14 protein-coding genes are annotated in these 15,661 nt (G+C 68.2%); 4 read left to right on the forward strand and 10 right to left on the reverse strand.

The genetic code is table 11. From position 1 onward, the window contains the following. Positions 1-110 precede the first annotated feature (110 nt). Positions 111-1,064, forward strand: coding sequence for a type I pantothenate kinase (coaA, locus tag OHA18_RS08785; RefSeq protein ID WP_329003368.1), 954 nt, complete (start codon positions 111-113; stop codon positions 1,062-1,064). Here coaA and OHA18_RS08790 read toward each other — a convergent pair. The 6 genes from OHA18_RS08790 to OHA18_RS08815 are packed head-to-tail and all read right to left on the reverse strand — an operon-like array spanning position 1,045 to position 7,982. Beyond that, a complete protein-coding gene (locus OHA18_RS08790) occupies positions 1,045-2,217 on the reverse strand; it encodes an MFS transporter (RefSeq protein ID WP_329003369.1) in 1,173 nt (390 codons plus the stop codon). The two genes, coaA and OHA18_RS08790, sit on opposite strands and share 20 nt — an antisense overlap. Positions 2,218-2,247: 30 nt before the next feature. Further along, on the reverse strand, positions 2,248-3,525 hold the full coding sequence (locus OHA18_RS08795) for an aminotransferase-like domain-containing protein (RefSeq protein ID WP_329003371.1): 1,278 nt from the start codon (positions 3,523-3,525) through the stop codon (positions 2,248-2,250). Next, positions 3,507-4,583 carry an alpha-hydroxy acid oxidase gene (locus OHA18_RS08800; RefSeq protein ID WP_329003373.1) on the reverse strand — a complete coding sequence of 359 codons (1,077 nt, stop codon included), beginning with the start codon at positions 4,581-4,583 and terminating at the stop codon, positions 3,507-3,509. The genes OHA18_RS08795 and OHA18_RS08800 overlap by 19 nt, the downstream gene beginning before the upstream one ends. Further along, entirely contained in the window at positions 4,576-5,496 is a 921-nt protein-coding gene (locus tag OHA18_RS08805) for an alpha/beta hydrolase (RefSeq protein WP_329003375.1), read from the reverse strand. Before OHA18_RS08805 ends, OHA18_RS08800 begins: the two co-directional genes overlap by 8 nt. Before the next feature lie 4 nt (positions 5,497-5,500). After that, a complete protein-coding gene (locus OHA18_RS08810) occupies positions 5,501-6,700 on the reverse strand; it encodes a cytochrome P450 (protein ID WP_329003376.1) in 1,200 nt (399 codons plus the stop codon). Between the two features lies 1 nt (position 6,701). Beyond that, positions 6,702-7,982, reverse strand: coding sequence for an SGNH/GDSL hydrolase family protein (locus tag OHA18_RS08815; protein ID WP_329003378.1), 1,281 nt, complete (start codon positions 7,980-7,982; stop codon positions 6,702-6,704). A 226-nt stretch (positions 7,983-8,208) separates the two neighbouring features. Here OHA18_RS08815 and OHA18_RS08820 point away from each other — a divergent pair, with 226 nt between their 5' ends. The 3 genes from OHA18_RS08820 to OHA18_RS08830 are packed head-to-tail and all read left to right on the forward strand — an operon-like array spanning position 8,209 to position 11,635. After that, positions 8,209-9,720, forward strand: a complete 1,512-nt coding sequence (locus OHA18_RS08820; RefSeq protein WP_329003380.1) for a class I adenylate-forming enzyme family protein — start codon at positions 8,209-8,211, stop codon at positions 9,718-9,720. Continuing rightward, a complete protein-coding gene (locus OHA18_RS08825) occupies positions 9,717-10,934 on the forward strand; it encodes an MFS transporter (protein WP_329003381.1) in 1,218 nt (405 codons plus the stop codon). Before OHA18_RS08820 ends, OHA18_RS08825 begins: the two co-directional genes overlap by 4 nt. Next, positions 10,931-11,635: an SGNH/GDSL hydrolase family protein gene (locus OHA18_RS08830; RefSeq protein ID WP_329003382.1), complete on the forward strand. Its 705-nt coding sequence runs from the start codon at positions 10,931-10,933 to the stop codon at positions 11,633-11,635. Before OHA18_RS08825 ends, OHA18_RS08830 begins: the two co-directional genes overlap by 4 nt. On the opposite strand, the gene OHA18_RS08835 is transcribed toward OHA18_RS08830, so the two are convergent. Genes OHA18_RS08835 through OHA18_RS08850 form a run of 4 tightly spaced genes read right to left on the reverse strand, consistent with a single transcriptional unit; the run spans position 11,586 to position 15,652 of the window. After that, positions 11,586-12,914 carry a hypothetical protein gene (locus OHA18_RS08835; RefSeq protein WP_329003384.1) on the reverse strand — a complete coding sequence of 443 codons (1,329 nt, stop codon included), beginning with the start codon at positions 12,912-12,914 and terminating at the stop codon, positions 11,586-11,588. The two genes, OHA18_RS08830 and OHA18_RS08835, sit on opposite strands and share 50 nt — an antisense overlap. Continuing rightward, positions 12,911-13,885, reverse strand: a complete 975-nt coding sequence (locus OHA18_RS08840; protein ID WP_329003386.1) for an alpha-ketoacid dehydrogenase subunit beta — start codon at positions 13,883-13,885, stop codon at positions 12,911-12,913. The genes OHA18_RS08835 and OHA18_RS08840 overlap by 4 nt, the downstream gene beginning before the upstream one ends. Further along, entirely contained in the window at positions 13,885-14,862 is a 978-nt protein-coding gene (locus tag OHA18_RS08845) for a thiamine pyrophosphate-dependent dehydrogenase E1 component subunit alpha (protein ID WP_329003387.1), read from the reverse strand. The genes OHA18_RS08840 and OHA18_RS08845 overlap by 1 nt, the downstream gene beginning before the upstream one ends. 4 nt (positions 14,863-14,866) lie before the next feature. Then, positions 14,867-15,652, reverse strand: coding sequence for a DUF3050 domain-containing protein (locus OHA18_RS08850; RefSeq protein WP_329003388.1), 786 nt, complete (start codon positions 15,650-15,652; stop codon positions 14,867-14,869). Between the last annotated feature and the right edge of the window lie 9 nt (positions 15,653-15,661).

Here is a 15,661-nt window from a genome sequence, read left to right on the forward strand (position 1 = left end):
ATTTTTGCATACCGGGCGGTCACCGAAAGTTTCGAACGTCGCGGAGCTGAGACGAAGGCCACGTCGGCCCGATGTGGGTGCATTCCGCGCCGGTGGGAAGAATGGGCCACATGCTGCAGCCGTCGCGGGAGGTGACTCCCTACACCGAGCTCGACCGGGCCACCTGGGCGCAACTGGCCGAGAGCACCGTCTCCCCGCTGACGGCGGACGAGGTGGAGCGACTGCGCGGTCTCGGTGACGAGATCGACATGGACGAGGTCCGCGAGGTGTACCTGCCGCTGTCGCGGATCCTCTCGCTGTACGTCCGGCACGCCCGCGCCCTGCACGCCGACACCGAGAGCTTCCTCGGCAAACCGGCCGCGACCCGCACCCCGTTCGTGATCGGCATCGGCGGATCGGTTGCCGTCGGCAAGTCCACCACGGCCCGCCTGCTGCGCGAGCTGCTGGCCCGCTGGCCCGAGCACCCGCGGGTCGCGCTCGTCACCACCGACGGGTTCCTGTGGCCGAACGCCGAGCTCGAGCGGCGCAAGCTCATGCAGCGCAAGGGTTTCCCGGAGTCGTACGACCGCAAGTCCTTGCTCCGCTTCGTGGTCGAGGTGAAGTCGGGGATGGACGCGGTCGAGGCGCCGGTTTACTCGCACCTGCACTACGACCGGATGCCCGGCGTCCGGACGACGGTCGAGCAGCCGGACATCCTGCTGCTCGAGGGCCTGAACGTCCTGCAGCCGGCGCCCCGGCACGCGGACGGCAAGAGCGGCCTCGCGGTGAGCGACTTCTTCGACTTCTCGGTGTACGTCGACGCAGCCGCCGACGACGTCCGCTCCTGGTACGTGGCCCGCTTCCTGAAACTCTGGGAGACGGCCTTCCGCAACCCCGAGTCGTACTTCGTCCGGTACGGCGAGCTGAGCCGCCAGGAAGCGATCAAGAAGGCCGAGTCGCTCTGGGACGGCATCAACGGCCCGAACCTGCGCGAGAACATCCTCCCCACCCGCTCCCGCGCCACCCTGGTCCTCCGCAAAGGCCCCGACCACGCTGTCCGCTGGGTCAGGCTGCGGAAGCTCTGACCGCCGGTACGACGGCTGCCGCGACCACCGCCGCGGTCAACGCGAACGCGGCGGCGAAGCCGACACCACCGACGATCGCGCCGAAGATCATCGCGCCGGCGCCCCAGCCGCCGTCGTACGCGAGGTTCCAGAGGGCACTGACCTGGCCGTAGCGGGAGCGGTCGACGCGGTTGTACATCAAGGTCAGAGTGAGGTTCTGCGCTGCGCCGAAGCCGATCCCGAAGCAGGTGGAGCCGACCAGGATCGCGATGGTGCTGGGGAGGAAGACGAGCGACCCGGCGCCGGCCGCGGCGAGGACAAGTGCGGGCGCCAGGAGCTTCGCGGGGCCGACTCGGTCGGCGTAGCGGCCGGCCAGCCAGCGGGCGATGGGTGCGCCGATCGCCTGCAGGAGCAGGGCTGTCGCGACGAGGGAATGCTTGTCACCGGCAACGGCCAGCGGCAGGAAGGTGACGCTGATGCCCGCGGCAACCGTCACCGCGGCGAAGATCATGGTCGGGCTCAGCAGGCCGCTGCGCCGTACGCCGCCGAGTACCTTCACGTGCTGCTCCTCGGTGCTCATCTTCGCCGGCAGACCGACCAGGGCGATGAGCCCGGCAAGCGAGGCGATCGCGGCGAGGATGAACAGGGCGCCGAAGCCGATCACGTTCGTCAGGTAGACCCCGAGCGGCAGGCCGATCACCGCAGGTACGCCGACAGCCACGCCGTACACACCGAGGGCCTCGCCGCGACGGGTCGGCGGGGTCAGGTCGGCAACCAGCGCGACCGCACCAACGACGAGGATCGCGAGGCCGGCGCCGCGGACGATGCAGACAGCGAGCACGAGCGGGAGCGCCGCGGAGGTGAGCAGGACAAGCGATGGCGCGCCGAGGAGGACGAGTCCGAGACCCAGAACGACTTGGTAGCCCCAGCGAGCCAGCATCCGGGGTACCAGGAGCTCGACGGCCACCGCCGAGAACATCATCGCTGCGGTCGAGAGTCCCGCGCCGACACCGCCGGAGCCGTTGGCCGCCAGGTAGAGCGGGACGACCGAGGTCAGCAGGTACATGCTCAGGCCGGAACCGAACACCATCGCCAGCAGCCGCACGAACTGGCTGCCCAGCAGCCGCTCAGCGGCGACTTCCTGCACTGTGGGGATCTCGCACGCGGTGGTCATGGTTTCACGGTAGGAGCGAACCGGTATGCGCTACAGATCCAGTTTTCGAGTGTTCGAGAGGACCAGTTCGTCGGTGATGAACGCGGCCAGGCGGTTCAGCGCGGCGTCGATCTCGCGCAGGGTGACCGCGCTGCACGACAGGCGGAGGGCGTTGATCGGGAGGTCGCCGTCGTAGAAGTGGCTCATCGGGGTCCACAGGACGCCGTACTCGTGGGCAGACTTCTCCAGCAGGGCGTCGTCGACCGGGAACGGGACCGTGACGACGACGAAGAAGCCGCCGGCCGGGACGGTCCAGGTGATCTCGCCGTTCGGGAAACGCGCGGCCAACCCGTCGGTGATTGCCTGCAGGTTGGCGGCGTAGACCGCGCGTTCGCGGCGGTTGGCTGCGACGAGGCTGCAGTCGTTGGCGAGGAGCTTGCCGCCGATCACGGCCTGGGCGACGGGTGCGGTGTTGACGGTGAGCATGCTCTTCAGCTTGGAGAGCTCGTCCGCCAGGAGGCCGGTGCCGACCGTCTGATCCGCGACGACATAGCCGACTCGCGCACCGGGGAGACCGGTCTTCGCGAACGAGCCCAAGTAGACGACTCGACGGGAGGTGTCGAGCGACTTCAACGTCGGCATGCGCTGATGACCCTGGGACGGGAAGAGTCCGTACGGGTTGTCCTCGATGAGCAGGAGGTTCTCGGAGGCGGCGAGGTCGAGGAGGCGGTGGCGGGTCGGGAGATCCATGCTCAGGCCGGACGGGTTCGCGAAGTCCGGCATCACGTAGCACGCGCGCGGACGCCGGCCCTCCGCGCGGACCGACTTCAGCACGGCGGCGAGATCGTCCTCCTCCCCCACCGGTACGACGGGAAGGTCGACGAGGCGGGCTGCGCCGGTGATGCCGACGTACGTCGGGGAGACGGCGAGCAGCACGTCGTCGGGACCGGCCCGGAGCGCGCGCACCGTGAGGACCATCGCCTCCTGGCAGCCGACCGTGACCACGATCGCTTCCGGATCGACCTGGATGTCCTCGTCGACCGCGAGGTTCCGGGCGACCAGTTCGTGGATGATGCCCTTCGTCCGGCCGTACTGGAAGATCGTCCGCCGGACCGCGGGTTCGTCGTACCCCCGGTCCCGCAGGTACTGCGCGAACAGGTCGAGGTAGCGGTGCAGGTCCTCGAGCGCGAAGAACTCCTCGGTCGGCCGGCCGGCCGCGAGCGAGATCGCGTCCGGGTAGTGGTGCGAGATCTCGTTGAGGAAGTTCATCGAGTTCAGCGCCCGGTCGGTGAGCGAGCCGTGCAGGTCGGTCAGCTCGAGATCGGCCATGACGCTCTCCCCACACCCAGTTCCCGCACCGCGCCCAGGTCCGCGCACCCCGCCAGCAGCATCGCGTCCCGCAACTCCCGCCCGAGCAACGCCAGCGCCTCGTCGGCAGCCCCGACAGCAAGTGCCCACAGCAACGGCCGCCCGACCAGTACGCCGGAAGCACCCAGGGCAACCGCCTTCAGCACATCGAGCCCGCTCCGTACGCCGCTGTCGAGCAAGACCGCGCAGTCCTTGCCGACAGCATCGACAACCGGGCCCAGGGCATCGATCGACGCCACCGCACCGTCCAGCTGCCGCCCACCGTGGTTCGACACCACGACCCCGTCTCCCCCGAACTCGACGACCCGCCGAGCGTCTCGCGGATCCAGAATCCCCTTCACCACCAGGGGAATCGGACACAACTCCCGCAGCCACTCGAGGTCATGCCACGACACCGCCGGCTCGAACGCCGACGCCGTATGCGCCGCCAGCGCCGACAACCCCGGCACCGACTCATGCGCTTCTGTCACTTTGTCGACAAGGTTCTCCGGGGCGACGTCCGGCGGGAGGGCGAACTCGTTGCGTACATCCCGCAATCGCCGGCCCATGACCGGCACGTCGACCGTCACCATCACCGCACTGCAACCGGCGCTCACCGCTCGCTCCACCAAGCTGGTCACGACCCGGCGGTCCCGCAGCCAGTAGAGCTGGAACCAGGACGGCGCCGCGGCGGCGATCTTCTCCAACGGGACGCTGCTCAGGGTGCTGATGGTGTAGGGGATTCCGGCCTTGCCGGCAGCGGCGCCCAGCAGCAACTCCCCCTCGGGGTGCACGAGCTTTTGGTAGGCCATCGGAGCGACCGCGAACGGGAGCTCCCACCGCGACCCCAGGACCGTCCAGGAAGGGTTCGGTTTTGCCGTGCCGGTGAGGACGCGGGGGGTGACGGTGATCGCGTCGAAGGCGGCTCGATTGCAGCGAAGGGTCTGTTCGGAACCGCTGCCGCCGGCAACGAAATCGTAGACGGCAGGCGGGAGCACCTCGCGCGCGAGTGGTTCGTAGTCGGCGAGTGACTCAGCCATCCGTGAAGATCCTGCCCAGCCAGGCCGACGCCTCACTCATCGCCTTCTTGCCGCCGTCGAGGATCCCCGACATCGCGAAGAATCCGTGCACCATGCCGTCGTACCGGCTGAGTGTGGTCGGCACGCCGGCGGCGTGCAGCTTCTCGGCGTAATACTCGCCCTCGTCGCGCAGGGGGTCGTACTCGGCGGTGATCACCAACGCCGGCGGCAGGTCCGCGTGCGACTCCGCCAGCAGGGGCGAGGCCAACGGGTTGCGGCCGTCCGCGGGATCGGTCAGGTAGTGCTTCCAGTACCAGTTGACCGAGGTGTTGTTGAACAGGTACGGGTCGTTGCCGTTGCGCATCGAGATCGTGTCCGAGCCGTACAACATGTTCGGATACACGAGCAGCTGTCCTGCCAGCGCTGGACCGTTGTTGTCGCGGGCAAGCAACGTGACGGCGGCCGCGAGGTTGGCGCCGGCGCTGTCGCCGCCGACGACCATCCTCGCCGGGTCGGTCTGCAGATGCGTGGCGATCCACTGCGTGGCGTCGTAGCAGTCGTGGACCGCGGTGGGGAACGGGTGTTCAGGCGCCAGCCGATAGCCGACCGTTACCACCTGGCACGGTACGGCGTTCGCCAGCTTGCGAGTGATGCCGTCGGCGGTGTCGATGCTGCCGAGCGTCCACCCGCCGCCGAAGAAGTAGATCAACGTCGGCAACGGACCCGACAGGTCGGGCCGATAGACCCGCAGCGGCAGCCCGGCGTCGGTCGTAACGTCCTTGACGTGATGGACCGGCTCACCGTCTCCACCCGCGGCCTGGATCGAGGCCAGATCGGCGGCTCGCGCCTCTGCCAGGCTCTGGGTGTACAGCTGCGGCACGTGGTTCGCCTCGCGTTCGGCGCGCATGGCCTCGACCTGCGGGTCCAACGGCATCGGTTCACCCCAATCGGATCGGCATCGACTGATGTCCACGGAGCAGCAGGCTATGACTGCGCACCGGGTCGCCCGCGAGCTGGAGCTGCGGGAATCGCTGGAACAACTGGCCGAACGCAGCTCGCCCCTCCATCCGGGCCAGTCCGGCGCCGACGCAGTAGAACGGACCCGCGCCGAAGGACAGGTGCTGCAGATCCGCACGATCCGGATCGAACGTGTCGGCGTCGGGGTGCTTGGCCGGATCCCGGTTCGCCGCGCCCGGCAGGATCAGCACCAGACTCCCCGCGGTGATCGACTCGCCGGCCAGCTCGAGGTCGACCGATGCCTTCCGGCTGACCAGCTGGACCGAGCTCTGATGCCGCAGGATCTCCTCGACACAGTCCGCCGCCTTCGCCGGTTCGTTGCGCAAGGCATCGACCAGGGACGGCTGGGCGAGCAGCAGCTCGAGGCCGTTGGTGAGTAGGTTCATCGTGGTCACGAAGCTGGCGTTGACCAGGACCAGCAGGTTGTCGATCAGCTCCTGCTCGGCGAGCTCCGAGTCCACCAGTGAGCTGACCAGGTCGTCGCGTGGCCGGACGCGGCGGTCGGCGAGCATCCGGGCGTAGTAGTCGTTCAGTTCGTCGGCGGCCTGGTTCGCCGCAGCCAGCCGCTCGGGCGCTTTGCCGCCGAGGTCGAGGTAGTCGTCGATCGCCTTCGTCCGGTCCCGGAACCAGCCCACGTCCGAGCGCGGGATGCCCAGGAACGTCCCGATGACGGTGATCGGCAACCGGTACGCGAAGTCCACGAAATCGATCACCTGACCGTCCCGGCCGGCCTTGCCCAGGTCATCGAGCAGCTCAGTGGCCAGGGCCTCCACGACCGGTTCGAACCCGGTCAGCCGGCGGGGCGTCAGTACCGCCTGGAACACCTTGCGCATCCGCAGATGCTCCGGCTCGTTCTTGAACATCATCGACCCACCGAGCCGGCGCAGTACCGGCTCCTTCGGGTTCGGGTCCGCCGACAGCAGCCGGTGGAATCGCGTGTCCTTCAAGGCTTCCTGCGCCGCGTCGTACCCGTTCACGACGACGGCGTACGGCGAGGTACCGGGCTCGAGGCGGCAGACCGGGCCGATCCGATGCAGCTCCGCGAAGAGCGGCATCGGATCGCGGCGGCCCTGCTCGGAGCCGAGGGCGGCGAGAATCCCGTTCGCACTCCGAGCAGCCATGTCAGCGCACCAGGTTCAGCGGGACCGAAGCGGCCATCTGCTGGTAGCCGGCGTCGTTCGGGTGGATGTGGTCACCCGAGTCGATGTCCGCGCGCAGCTTCGACGGCGCCGCCGGGTCGCGCAGTACCTTGTCGAAGTCGAGCACACCGTCGAACTCGTGGCTCGACCGCAGGTAGCTGTTCACCGCCTGCCGGGTGGCCTCCTTGGCCGGCGTCCAGCTGTCCGTGCCGGAGAGTCCTTCGAACGGCGTGATGGTCGTGACCAGGCTGCGGATGCCGCGCTCCTTGGCCTGCGCGTTCACCTGCCGCAACGCGCCGATGATCTCGGCGGCGGAGTCGTCGGACATCCAGATGTCGTTGATGCCGAGCTCGGTGATCACCGTGCGTACGCCGGTCTGCGCGAACACGTCCTCGTTCAACCGGGCCAGCGAGTTCACGCCGACCTCACCGAAGCCGGGGAACGCGCCGTTGTCGGACGGTTCGGTGCCCTCGTGGTTGAGCCGGCTACCGGCCAGACCCGCGTTCAGCACACTCGGGAACGGCTTGTGTCCGGCGGATGCGGCCAGTCGCTCGGCGAGCTGGTCCGGCCAGCGGTTGTTCGCGTTCGGCGTGCTGTTGGTGCCGTCGCTGATCGAGTCGCCGAGCACGACGATCGAACCGGCCGAGTCGTCGGTCTGGACGTCGACACCGGACAGGAAGAACCAGCAGCACCGCCGAGTCGTCGGGTAGTTCACGCCGGTCGGGTCGCTGACCCGGTTGCCGGTGCCGACGAAGTTGTCCTGGATCGACGAGCCGTGGAACGTCGTCGGGCCGGTGTTGTCCTGGAAGTAGATGCTGACGACGAGGTCGTCGAGGGTGCCGATCCGCAGGTTGACCGGGTCGCTGAGCAGTTCGCTGCCCTTGACCATCGACGCGCTCCCCGATCCGTTGAACGTCAACGTCCGCAGGGTGTTCGGGTCGATGTCGGACAGCTCCGGCGTCGCCTTGTTGGGCTTGGCAACAGTTGCGGCGGCGACCGTGACGGTCTTCTCGCCGTAGATGTTCGAGAGCCGGACCCGGATCCGGTTGCCGCCGACGGTCGGGCGGATGTTCAGCCGGACGCTCTGGTCGGTCAGCCCGAGATTCGTCGAGCCGGTGGCGTCGCCGTGGGTGACCGCGGTCGCCCACGTGCCGACCCACTCGGCGTCGTTGTGGCCGGCCAGACCCGAGCCGGCGAGGCTCGATCCGGCGAGAGTGAGAGCCGCGGTGACCGCAACCGCGCGCCAACTGCTGGAAATGGACATGAACTGACCTCCAGGCGGAATGGATGCGGACGGAACGTAATACGCCGGAAGGAATCCGGTCAATGAATCGGAATGCATTTCTTTCGCAACCTGCGAAGGGGTTAGCGAACCGGTTTCCGCCCGTGAATCGCAGGGGTATTCCTTCACACCGCGCGAGGCGCCGATCGAGTAGTCTGGCAAGGGACGGCTGGGGGTGGCCGGAGCCCGAGGGGAAGCAGACGAGAATATGCCGCCTGAATTCGTCCTGCCCGGAAACAGTACCAATTACGTGGCCCGGGTCCTGCACCTGTTCCAGGAATTCTCCGCACGGCCCGCGCTGGCACGCGGTGACCGTTCCGCGACGTACGGTGAATTGATTGCCGACGTGCTGCGTTTCGCCGCCGCTTTTCGCGATGCCGGGGTCCGGCCGGGCGGCAAGGTCCTGGTGATGGCGGCGAACTGCTTCGATGCACCAGCGCTCCAGCTGGCCCTGCACCTGCACGGTTGCCGGGTGCTGTGGAGCGCGCCGATCACGTCCCGGCGCGAGATCGACCGGTTCGCAGCGCTGGCCGACGCGGACGCCTTCGTGTACGACGATGCGAGCGAACTCGGCCGGGAGCTGGCGGACTCGCTCGCCCCGATGCCGGCGTTCCGGATCGCCGACCTCGACTCGTCGACGCCGTACGAGATCACCGCGACGCCGGCACCGGACTCGGTGCTGCAGACCAGCGGGACGACCGGCGATCCGAAGCTCGTGCACCACACACAGGCGTTCTACGAGCAGATCCTCGAGTTGGCGGCGGCCTTTGTGGCACAAGGGTTCCCGATGCTGCGGCACTACTCGGGGTCACCGCTGTGGCTCGCGAGCGGGCAGATCACCACGTTCTTCAACCTGTTCACCGGCGGCGTGCTGTTCCTCACCGATACGTGGTCGCCGGAGGAGTTCTACCGGATCGTGCCGGCGGAGCGGATCACGTCGACGTACGTGACGCCGCCGATGCTGTACGAACTGCTCGATCATCCCGGCGGCGCCGAGGTCGATTGCAGCAGTCTGGTCATGCTGAACGTCGGCGCCGGCCCGGCGGCACCGGCCCGGTTGCGGCAGGGGATCGCGCGCTTCGGTCCGGTTCTGCGGATCGTGTACGGGCTGAGCGAATGCGTCGTGGTGACGGCGCAACCCGGTCTGGCCGCGAACATGCGCCTCGCGTCGGCGGGGATGCCGTACGGCGATGTCCGGATCGAGATCCGCGACGACGACGGGAATGTGCTGGCTCCGGATCAGACCGGTGAGGTGTGGGTGCAGAGCAATCTGGTCTTCGCCGGTTACCTGCGCCAGCCGGAGCTCAGCGCGGAGACGCTTGTCGACGGTTGGCTCCGGACGCGGGACGTCGGCTACCTCGACGAGGACGGCTACCTGTTCCTGGTCGATCGCGTGCACGACATGATCGTCACCACCCGTCGCAACTGGGCGATCTTCTGCCGCCCGATCGAGGACGCGCTCAGCGCCCATCCGTCGGTCAGCACGGCAGCGGTCATCGGCGTCCCCGACCCGGTCGTCGGCGAAGCAGTCCATGCCTTCGTCGTGACTCGCTCGCCGGTGCCGGCGGAGGAACTGCAAGCGCTGGTGACCGACACGTTGAACGAGATGTGGGCGCCGGCGGCGATCGACTTCGTCGACGAACTGCCGCTGACGCGGATCGCGAAGGTCGACAAGGTTGCCCTGCGCAAGCTCTATGCCGAACTGCATCCACAGCCATGACGCCCAAACGCGGTCTCGTCATCCTGTTCGTCGCGGATGTGTTGTCGGCTGTGGGCAGCCGGATCACGATGGTGGCGATCCCGTGGCTGGTGCTCGTCACCACGGGCAGCGCAGCCCGAATGGGCGTAGTCGCGGCGGTCGAACTGGTGCCCTACATCATCGCGAGCATCATGGCCGGCCCGATCATCGACAGCCTCGGACCCCGCCGTACGTCGATCCTCGCGAACCTCGCCAGCGCCGTCGCGGTGGCGGCGATCGCGGCCACCACCAGCCTCGGCTTCGCCGCCCTGCTCGTCCTCGTCGCCGTCGCGGGCGCACTCCGGGGCGCCGCCGACCGCGCCAAGGATCTGTTGGTCCGTCCAATGGCCGAGGCGGCCAAGATCGAACTGATCCGCATCACCTCCCTGCACGAAGCCTTCGCCCGCGGCGCAACCCTCCTCGGCGCGCCGCTCGGTGGCCTGCTGATCTTCTGGACCGACGCTGCCCGCGTGCTCTGGATCGACGCGGTGACCTTCGTCATTTGCGGTGTCCTGGTGGCTGCGTTCGTCCGTCCGCCAGAGGTCGTCGCGGACGCCCGGCGGGACAAGTACTTCCGCTCGCTGGCCGTAGGCTTCTCGTTCGTACGACGGGACGAACTGCTCGCAACGATGCTGATCACCACGTTCACCATCAACATCTTCGCCAGCGCGAGTACGGCGGTGTTCATCCCGGTCTGGGTCCGCGACGTACTCGGCACACCGGCCGGTCTCGGTCTCACCCTCGGCGCATTCTCGGCCGGCGCCCTGCTCGGCAGCATCACCTTCGCAGTACTCGCCACCAAGGTGCCCCGCTACCTGACCTTCGCGATCGGAGCGTTCGTCGGCGGCAGCCCCAGGCTGCTCGTCCTGGGCTTGAGCGATCGCCTCGCCCTCGTCATGGTGGTGACGTTCCTGTCCGGTATCGGGATCGCCGCGATCAACCCCGTCTTCGGCGCCGCCCTGTACGAACACGTCCCGAAGGAACTCCAGGCCCGCGTCATCGGACTCGTGGCGGCGACATCGTTCGCCGGCCTGCCACTGGGTGCGCTGCTGGCCGGTGAGTTGGTCAGCGCCCTCGGCCTGATTCCGGCGTTGCTCTGGTCGGGTATTGCCTGCCTCGTCGTCAGCGTGTTTCCCTTGGTACGCCGCGGCCCGGGGAAGGTTCTCGACGCGTCGACCACAGTGGAGGCAACATGAACGAAGCCACTGACCCCTACTGCCTCCGCCCCGGCGAGAGCATCGCGCTCCTCGCAGACCATCCGTGGCGGAGGTTCGTCGTACTCGGCGACAGCGTCGCGGCCGGCCTGTGCGAACCGGTCGACGGCTACAGCGAGCTCCAGTGGGCGGAGCGTGTCGCCGCCGAGCTCCGCGCCGTACAGCCCGAGCTTGTCTACCTCAACCTCGGCGTCAGCGGCCTGCGTACCCGCGAGATCCTGGCCACGCAACTCGAGCCGGCGCTCGCGTTCGGCGCCGATCTCGCCCTGGTCGTTGGCGGCGGCAACGATGCGTTCCCGGCGACGTACGACGCCGATCGGGTCGATCGTGAACTCACGCTGATGATCACCACGTTGCAGGGCGCCGGCGCGGACGTGATGACGCTCGGAATGTTCGACATCTCCTACAGCCCGGCCGTCGCCGACTGGCTGCGTCCGGGCCTCAGGCAACGAATGCATGCGCTCTCCGATCGCACCGCCGCGATTGCCGAGCAGCTCGGCACGATCCACGTCCATCTCACCGACCATCCGCTGTCGACGGACCCGAGCCTCTACAGCAGCGACGGCCGCCACGGCAACGCCCGCAGCGATGCCGTCGCGACCGCCGAAACGCTTCGGGCGATCGGTCGCCGGCTCAAGGCATCAGCAGCAGACCACTCGTCAGCGCGCCCTGGCCAACGTTGACGACCGGGCCGGCGCCCGGGACCGTGAAGCGGAGGTAGGCGCCCGCGGGGATCCCTGCGAACAGGTACGGCGCGACGCAGAACGGCACGTCCGCCTCCCGGGTCTCCTCCGTCTCGAGGTGCATGAACTGCATGGTCAACCGATCCACGTCGATGTGCTGCTGCACGATGTAGCCGCCCTCGCTCAGAGCCTCGTCGACTGCGTTCGCCCAGGTTGCCTCGTCGACCTCGGGACCGACGACAACGCCGACGCCGCCGTACGAACCGTTCGGTTTGAGCACCCACTCGTGCTGGTCGGCGAGTACTCGCTGACGCAGATCCGCCGACAGAATCGCTGTCCGCGGCACGTGCTGCCGGACGACCTCCGCGTCAGCGGGGTCCAACTCGTAGAGGTCGCTCCACAGCCAGGCCAGGATCGTCTTGCTCGCCAGCAACCAGCTCGCGGTGGCGGTGAACATCCGCACCGACCCGGTGCTGACGGCTGTCCCCAAGGCATCCAGACCATCGCTCGGCTTGATGCCTTGCGGGACGAACATCCGCAGTACGGCGTCGATCGGGCCGTCGTCGACGCAGAGCCGTCCGGCATCGTCCAGGGTGAGCCATTCGACCGGGTACACCCGCATGTCGAGGCCGAGCTCGCGACCGCGCTCGCTGAACGGCTCGAGCAGCTTGATCATCGCCAGCCCGTCCTGCGAACCCGGATAAGTCCCAGCCGTGGTGAAGACCATCGCCAACCGATCGTCACCGCTCAGCCGCAACGCCGACCGGACCGCCTCGTACCGTGCGTCCACCGCGGACGCCGGCGCAGTCAGCCCAAGCTCATCGAGCACGGGCTCCCCCGCGTAGGCGCCGAGGAACCGTTGCGCGACCCCGTCCGAGTCGTGCGCCCCACCAAGTGCACTGTCGATGTTGGCTTCCACGACGTACGGCGTCCCGCCGCTGAGCAGGAGGTCCGCGCGGACCCCGCCGAGCAGGTCCTCGGTCAGCGGCAGATCCTCGTCCAGCAGATCGATGTACCCGACCGGCATCCCGAGCGCTCGCCGCAACTCCCCCGCTGTCGTTGCCCGACGCAAGCACGCGGCCAGGATCAACCGTGCGACGATCGCCGAGATGTCAGTCAGTGACTGATACGTCGACACCGCCATGATTGGGGGTCGCAGCGGACGCCAATCCTTGTTGTGCGTCGCCACCCCGTCGTACACCTCCCGCCACGATGCCGTCCCCCGCTCGACCAGCGCCGTACGGGTTGCCTCGGGCAACTGATGCCACAGATCGGTCACTTGTCCTCCAGTACGGCGTTGATCGCGGCAACGAGCTGCTCTCGCCCCGGTTGCACGGCGCGGTCAAGCGCCAGGGCGAACGGCAGGACTGCGCCGTCGGGGCGGGTCACTCGGCGGGGCGGGGCGGCCAAGGTGAAGCGTTCTGCGGCGACCGCGAGTACTTCGGCGGCGAAGCCACTGGTGCGGTTCGAGTCGTCGATCACCACCAGCCGACGGGTCTTCGCGACCGATGCGGCCAACCCGTCGAGGTCGAACGGATAGACGGTCCGCGGATCGAAGACCTCGACCGAGACCCCGGCGCCGGCCAACTCGTCCGCGACGGCCAGCGCATCCTGCACCAGTTGGCCGACGGCAACGACCGTCACGTCACGACCGGGCCGCGCCACCCGGCCGACGCCGAGGGGTACCGGCGCGAGTGTGGTGAATTCGACGTCCTCCCGGACACCGAGCGCCCCGGACGGTGCGAACATCACCACCGGATCGTCGTCGCGGATCGCCGACACCAGCAGCCCGTACGCGTCCATCGGCGTCGCGGGGACGACGGTCTTCACGCCGACGTGGGCGAACAACGTGTACGGATGATCCGAGTGCTGTCCGGCCCAGCCGGTGCGTGAGCCCGATCCGGTCACGACGTACGTCACCGGGACCTTGCACTGGCCGCCGGTCATCAGCGAGAACTTGTGCGCCTGGTTCACGATCTGCTCGAAGACCAGGAACAGCAACGACGGGATCTGGAACTCGATCACCGGCCGCATCCCCGCCAGTGCCGCGCCGGTCGCGAAGTTCGTGAACGCCTGCTCCGACAATGGAGTGTCGAGCACCCGCTCCGGACCGAACCGCGACAGCAGTCCCGCGGTCAGATTCGACGCGGCGACCCGGATGTCCTCGCCGAGCAGGAAGACCGACGGATCGCTGTCCAAGGAGTCGGCGAGCGCGCGGTTCATCGCCTTCAGGTACGACAGTTTCGGCATCAGGGCATCACCGCGTACAAGTACTTGAGAGGATCAGCAGGGTCAGGATGAGCGCTTCCCAACGCGAACTCGGCCGCCGCATCGAGGGCCGTCTCGATCTGGGAGTCGACGGCCGCACGCTCGTCGTCCGACAGCCGTGCGCCCTGGATCGCGACCGGATCACGCGACCGGCCGGCAGCGACCTCGTCGGGCGAGCGGTAGTCGAGCCGAGCGCGATGCTCGAAGGTGTGATGTGCGTCGAAGCGATAGGTCAGGCACTCCAGAAACATCGGGCCCTTCCCGGAGCGGGCCCGCGCAACCGCAGCCGTGCTTGCCTTGAACACCGTCTCCGGATCCTGCCCGTCGATGGTGAACGCCGGCATGCCGAACGCCCGCGCCCGCGCGGTGATGCTGCCGGCCACCGCCGACTCGACCGGCATGGTGGTCGCGTACCCGTTGTTCTCGCAGACGAAGACCACCGGCACCCGCCAGAGCGCGGCCAAATTGAGGGCCTCCAGCAACATCCCTTCGTTCATCGCACCGTCCCCGAAGAACGCGACGGCGACCGTGTCGCGCCCTTGCTGCCGGTACGCCCAGGCGGCACCGGTGGCGATCGACGCGGCCGCTCCGACGATCGCGTTCGCCCCGAGAATCCCGAGGCTGAAATCGGCCGCGTGCATCGAGCCGCCGCGTCCCTTGTTCAGCCCGGTCTCCCGTCCCATCAGCTCGGCCAGCAACCGGCCCGGGTCAGCACCCCGGGCGAGCACATGCCCATGCCCCCGATGCGTGCTGGTGATCACGTCGGCCGAGGTCAACGCCGCGCAGACAGCAGCGGCGATCGCCTCCTGGCCGAGGTACGGATGAATCCCGCCGACGATCTCCCCGGGCCGCACGAACTCGATCGCCCGCTCCTCGAACCTGCGGATCAACCGCACGGCCCGGTAGAGGTCGACGGTCACGGCATCGGGCCCCGTCCGGCCGAGATCGTCGGCGGTCATCACGTCAGCCCTTCACCGCGGCCAGGATCGCGTCCCACAGGCGGGCGCGGGCGGCGAGCGCGCTGTTGATGGTGGCCGCGCAGGCATCCCACTTGCCCTGGTCGTCGCCGCACAGATCGGTGACCATCTGCATCGCCATCGGGGTGTGCTGCTCGCCGTCCACCTCGATGTGCCGCTCCAGGTAGTCGACGAAGGTGTTGAGCCGGTTGGACCGCTCGTTCACCGCGACGACCTGCTGGAACATGTCCGGGATCAGGTCCTCGCGCCCGAACGCGAACGCCGCCGCCTGGCAGTGGATCGGCGCGTTCTCGATGATGTCCCAGGTGGTGCCGGCGAAGTCGATCGACGCCTGCGGCACGCCGGCCGCCTTCAGGGACTCGACCACGGCGCCGCCGTTCCGCAGCAGCTCGACCAGCTCCGAGATCGCCGACGTGTCCGCGCCGGCCTCGACCATCCCGTTGACGTACAGCTCGAAGTGGCTGATGAAGCCGTCGCCGAGCTCGTCGCTCTCCTCGACCATCACGATGTCGTTGATCAGCCGGCGGCTGCCGGTGTGCGCGGTCGGGATCCACGGCACGGTCACGCAGGTCAGTTCGCGCTGCAACGACTTGAGCAGCGACATGAAGTCCCACACCGCGAACACGTGATGTTCCATGAACGTGACGAGCGCCTGGTGCGTGTCCAGGTTCGCGTACAGCGGATGCTGGACGACCTTGTCACGCGCCTCGCTGACAGCCTTCTCCAGGTGCTCGATGCCGGGGTGGGTCTGACCCCAGTCGTAACGGGACATGTCGTGATC

The organism is Kribbella sp. NBC_00709, from assembly GCF_036226565.1.
Lineage (GTDB): Bacteria > Actinomycetota > Actinomycetes > Propionibacteriales > Kribbellaceae > Kribbella.

What these genes read in the sequence shown, in the direction of transcription:
- coaA (WP_329003368.1), top strand. Translation starts at nt 111, where the DNA reads ATGCTGCAGCCGTCGCGGGAGGTGACTCCCTACACCGAGCTCGACCGG.
- OHA18_RS08790 (WP_329003369.1), bottom strand. Translation starts at nt 2,217, where the DNA reads ATGACCACCGCGTGCGAGATCCCCACAGTGCAGGAAGTCGCCGCTGAG.
- OHA18_RS08795 (WP_329003371.1), bottom strand. Translation starts at nt 3,525, where the DNA reads ATGGCCGATCTCGAGCTGACCGACCTGCACGGCTCGCTCACCGACCGG.
- OHA18_RS08800 (WP_329003373.1), bottom strand. Translation starts at nt 4,583, where the DNA reads ATGGCTGAGTCACTCGCCGACTACGAACCACTCGCGCGCGAGGTGCTC.
- OHA18_RS08805 (WP_329003375.1), bottom strand. Translation starts at nt 5,496, where the DNA reads ATGCCGTTGGACCCGCAGGTCGAGGCCATGCGCGCCGAACGCGAGGCG.
- OHA18_RS08810 (WP_329003376.1), bottom strand. Translation starts at nt 6,700, where the DNA reads ATGGCTGCTCGGAGTGCGAACGGGATTCTCGCCGCCCTCGGCTCCGAG.
- OHA18_RS08815 (WP_329003378.1), bottom strand. Translation starts at nt 7,982, where the DNA reads ATGTCCATTTCCAGCAGTTGGCGCGCGGTTGCGGTCACCGCGGCTCTC.
- OHA18_RS08820 (WP_329003380.1), top strand. Translation starts at nt 8,209, where the DNA reads ATGCCGCCTGAATTCGTCCTGCCCGGAAACAGTACCAATTACGTGGCC.
- OHA18_RS08825 (WP_329003381.1), top strand. Translation starts at nt 9,717, where the DNA reads ATGACGCCCAAACGCGGTCTCGTCATCCTGTTCGTCGCGGATGTGTTG.
- OHA18_RS08830 (WP_329003382.1), top strand. Translation starts at nt 10,931, where the DNA reads ATGAACGAAGCCACTGACCCCTACTGCCTCCGCCCCGGCGAGAGCATC.
- OHA18_RS08840 (WP_329003386.1), bottom strand. Translation starts at nt 13,885, where the DNA reads ATGCCGAAACTGTCGTACCTGAAGGCGATGAACCGCGCGCTCGCCGAC.
- OHA18_RS08845 (WP_329003387.1), bottom strand. Translation starts at nt 14,862, where the DNA reads ATGACCGCCGACGATCTCGGCCGGACGGGGCCCGATGCCGTGACCGTC.
- OHA18_RS08850 (WP_329003388.1), bottom strand. Translation starts at nt 15,652, where the DNA reads ATGTCCCGTTACGACTGGGGTCAGACCCACCCCGGCATCGAGCACCTG.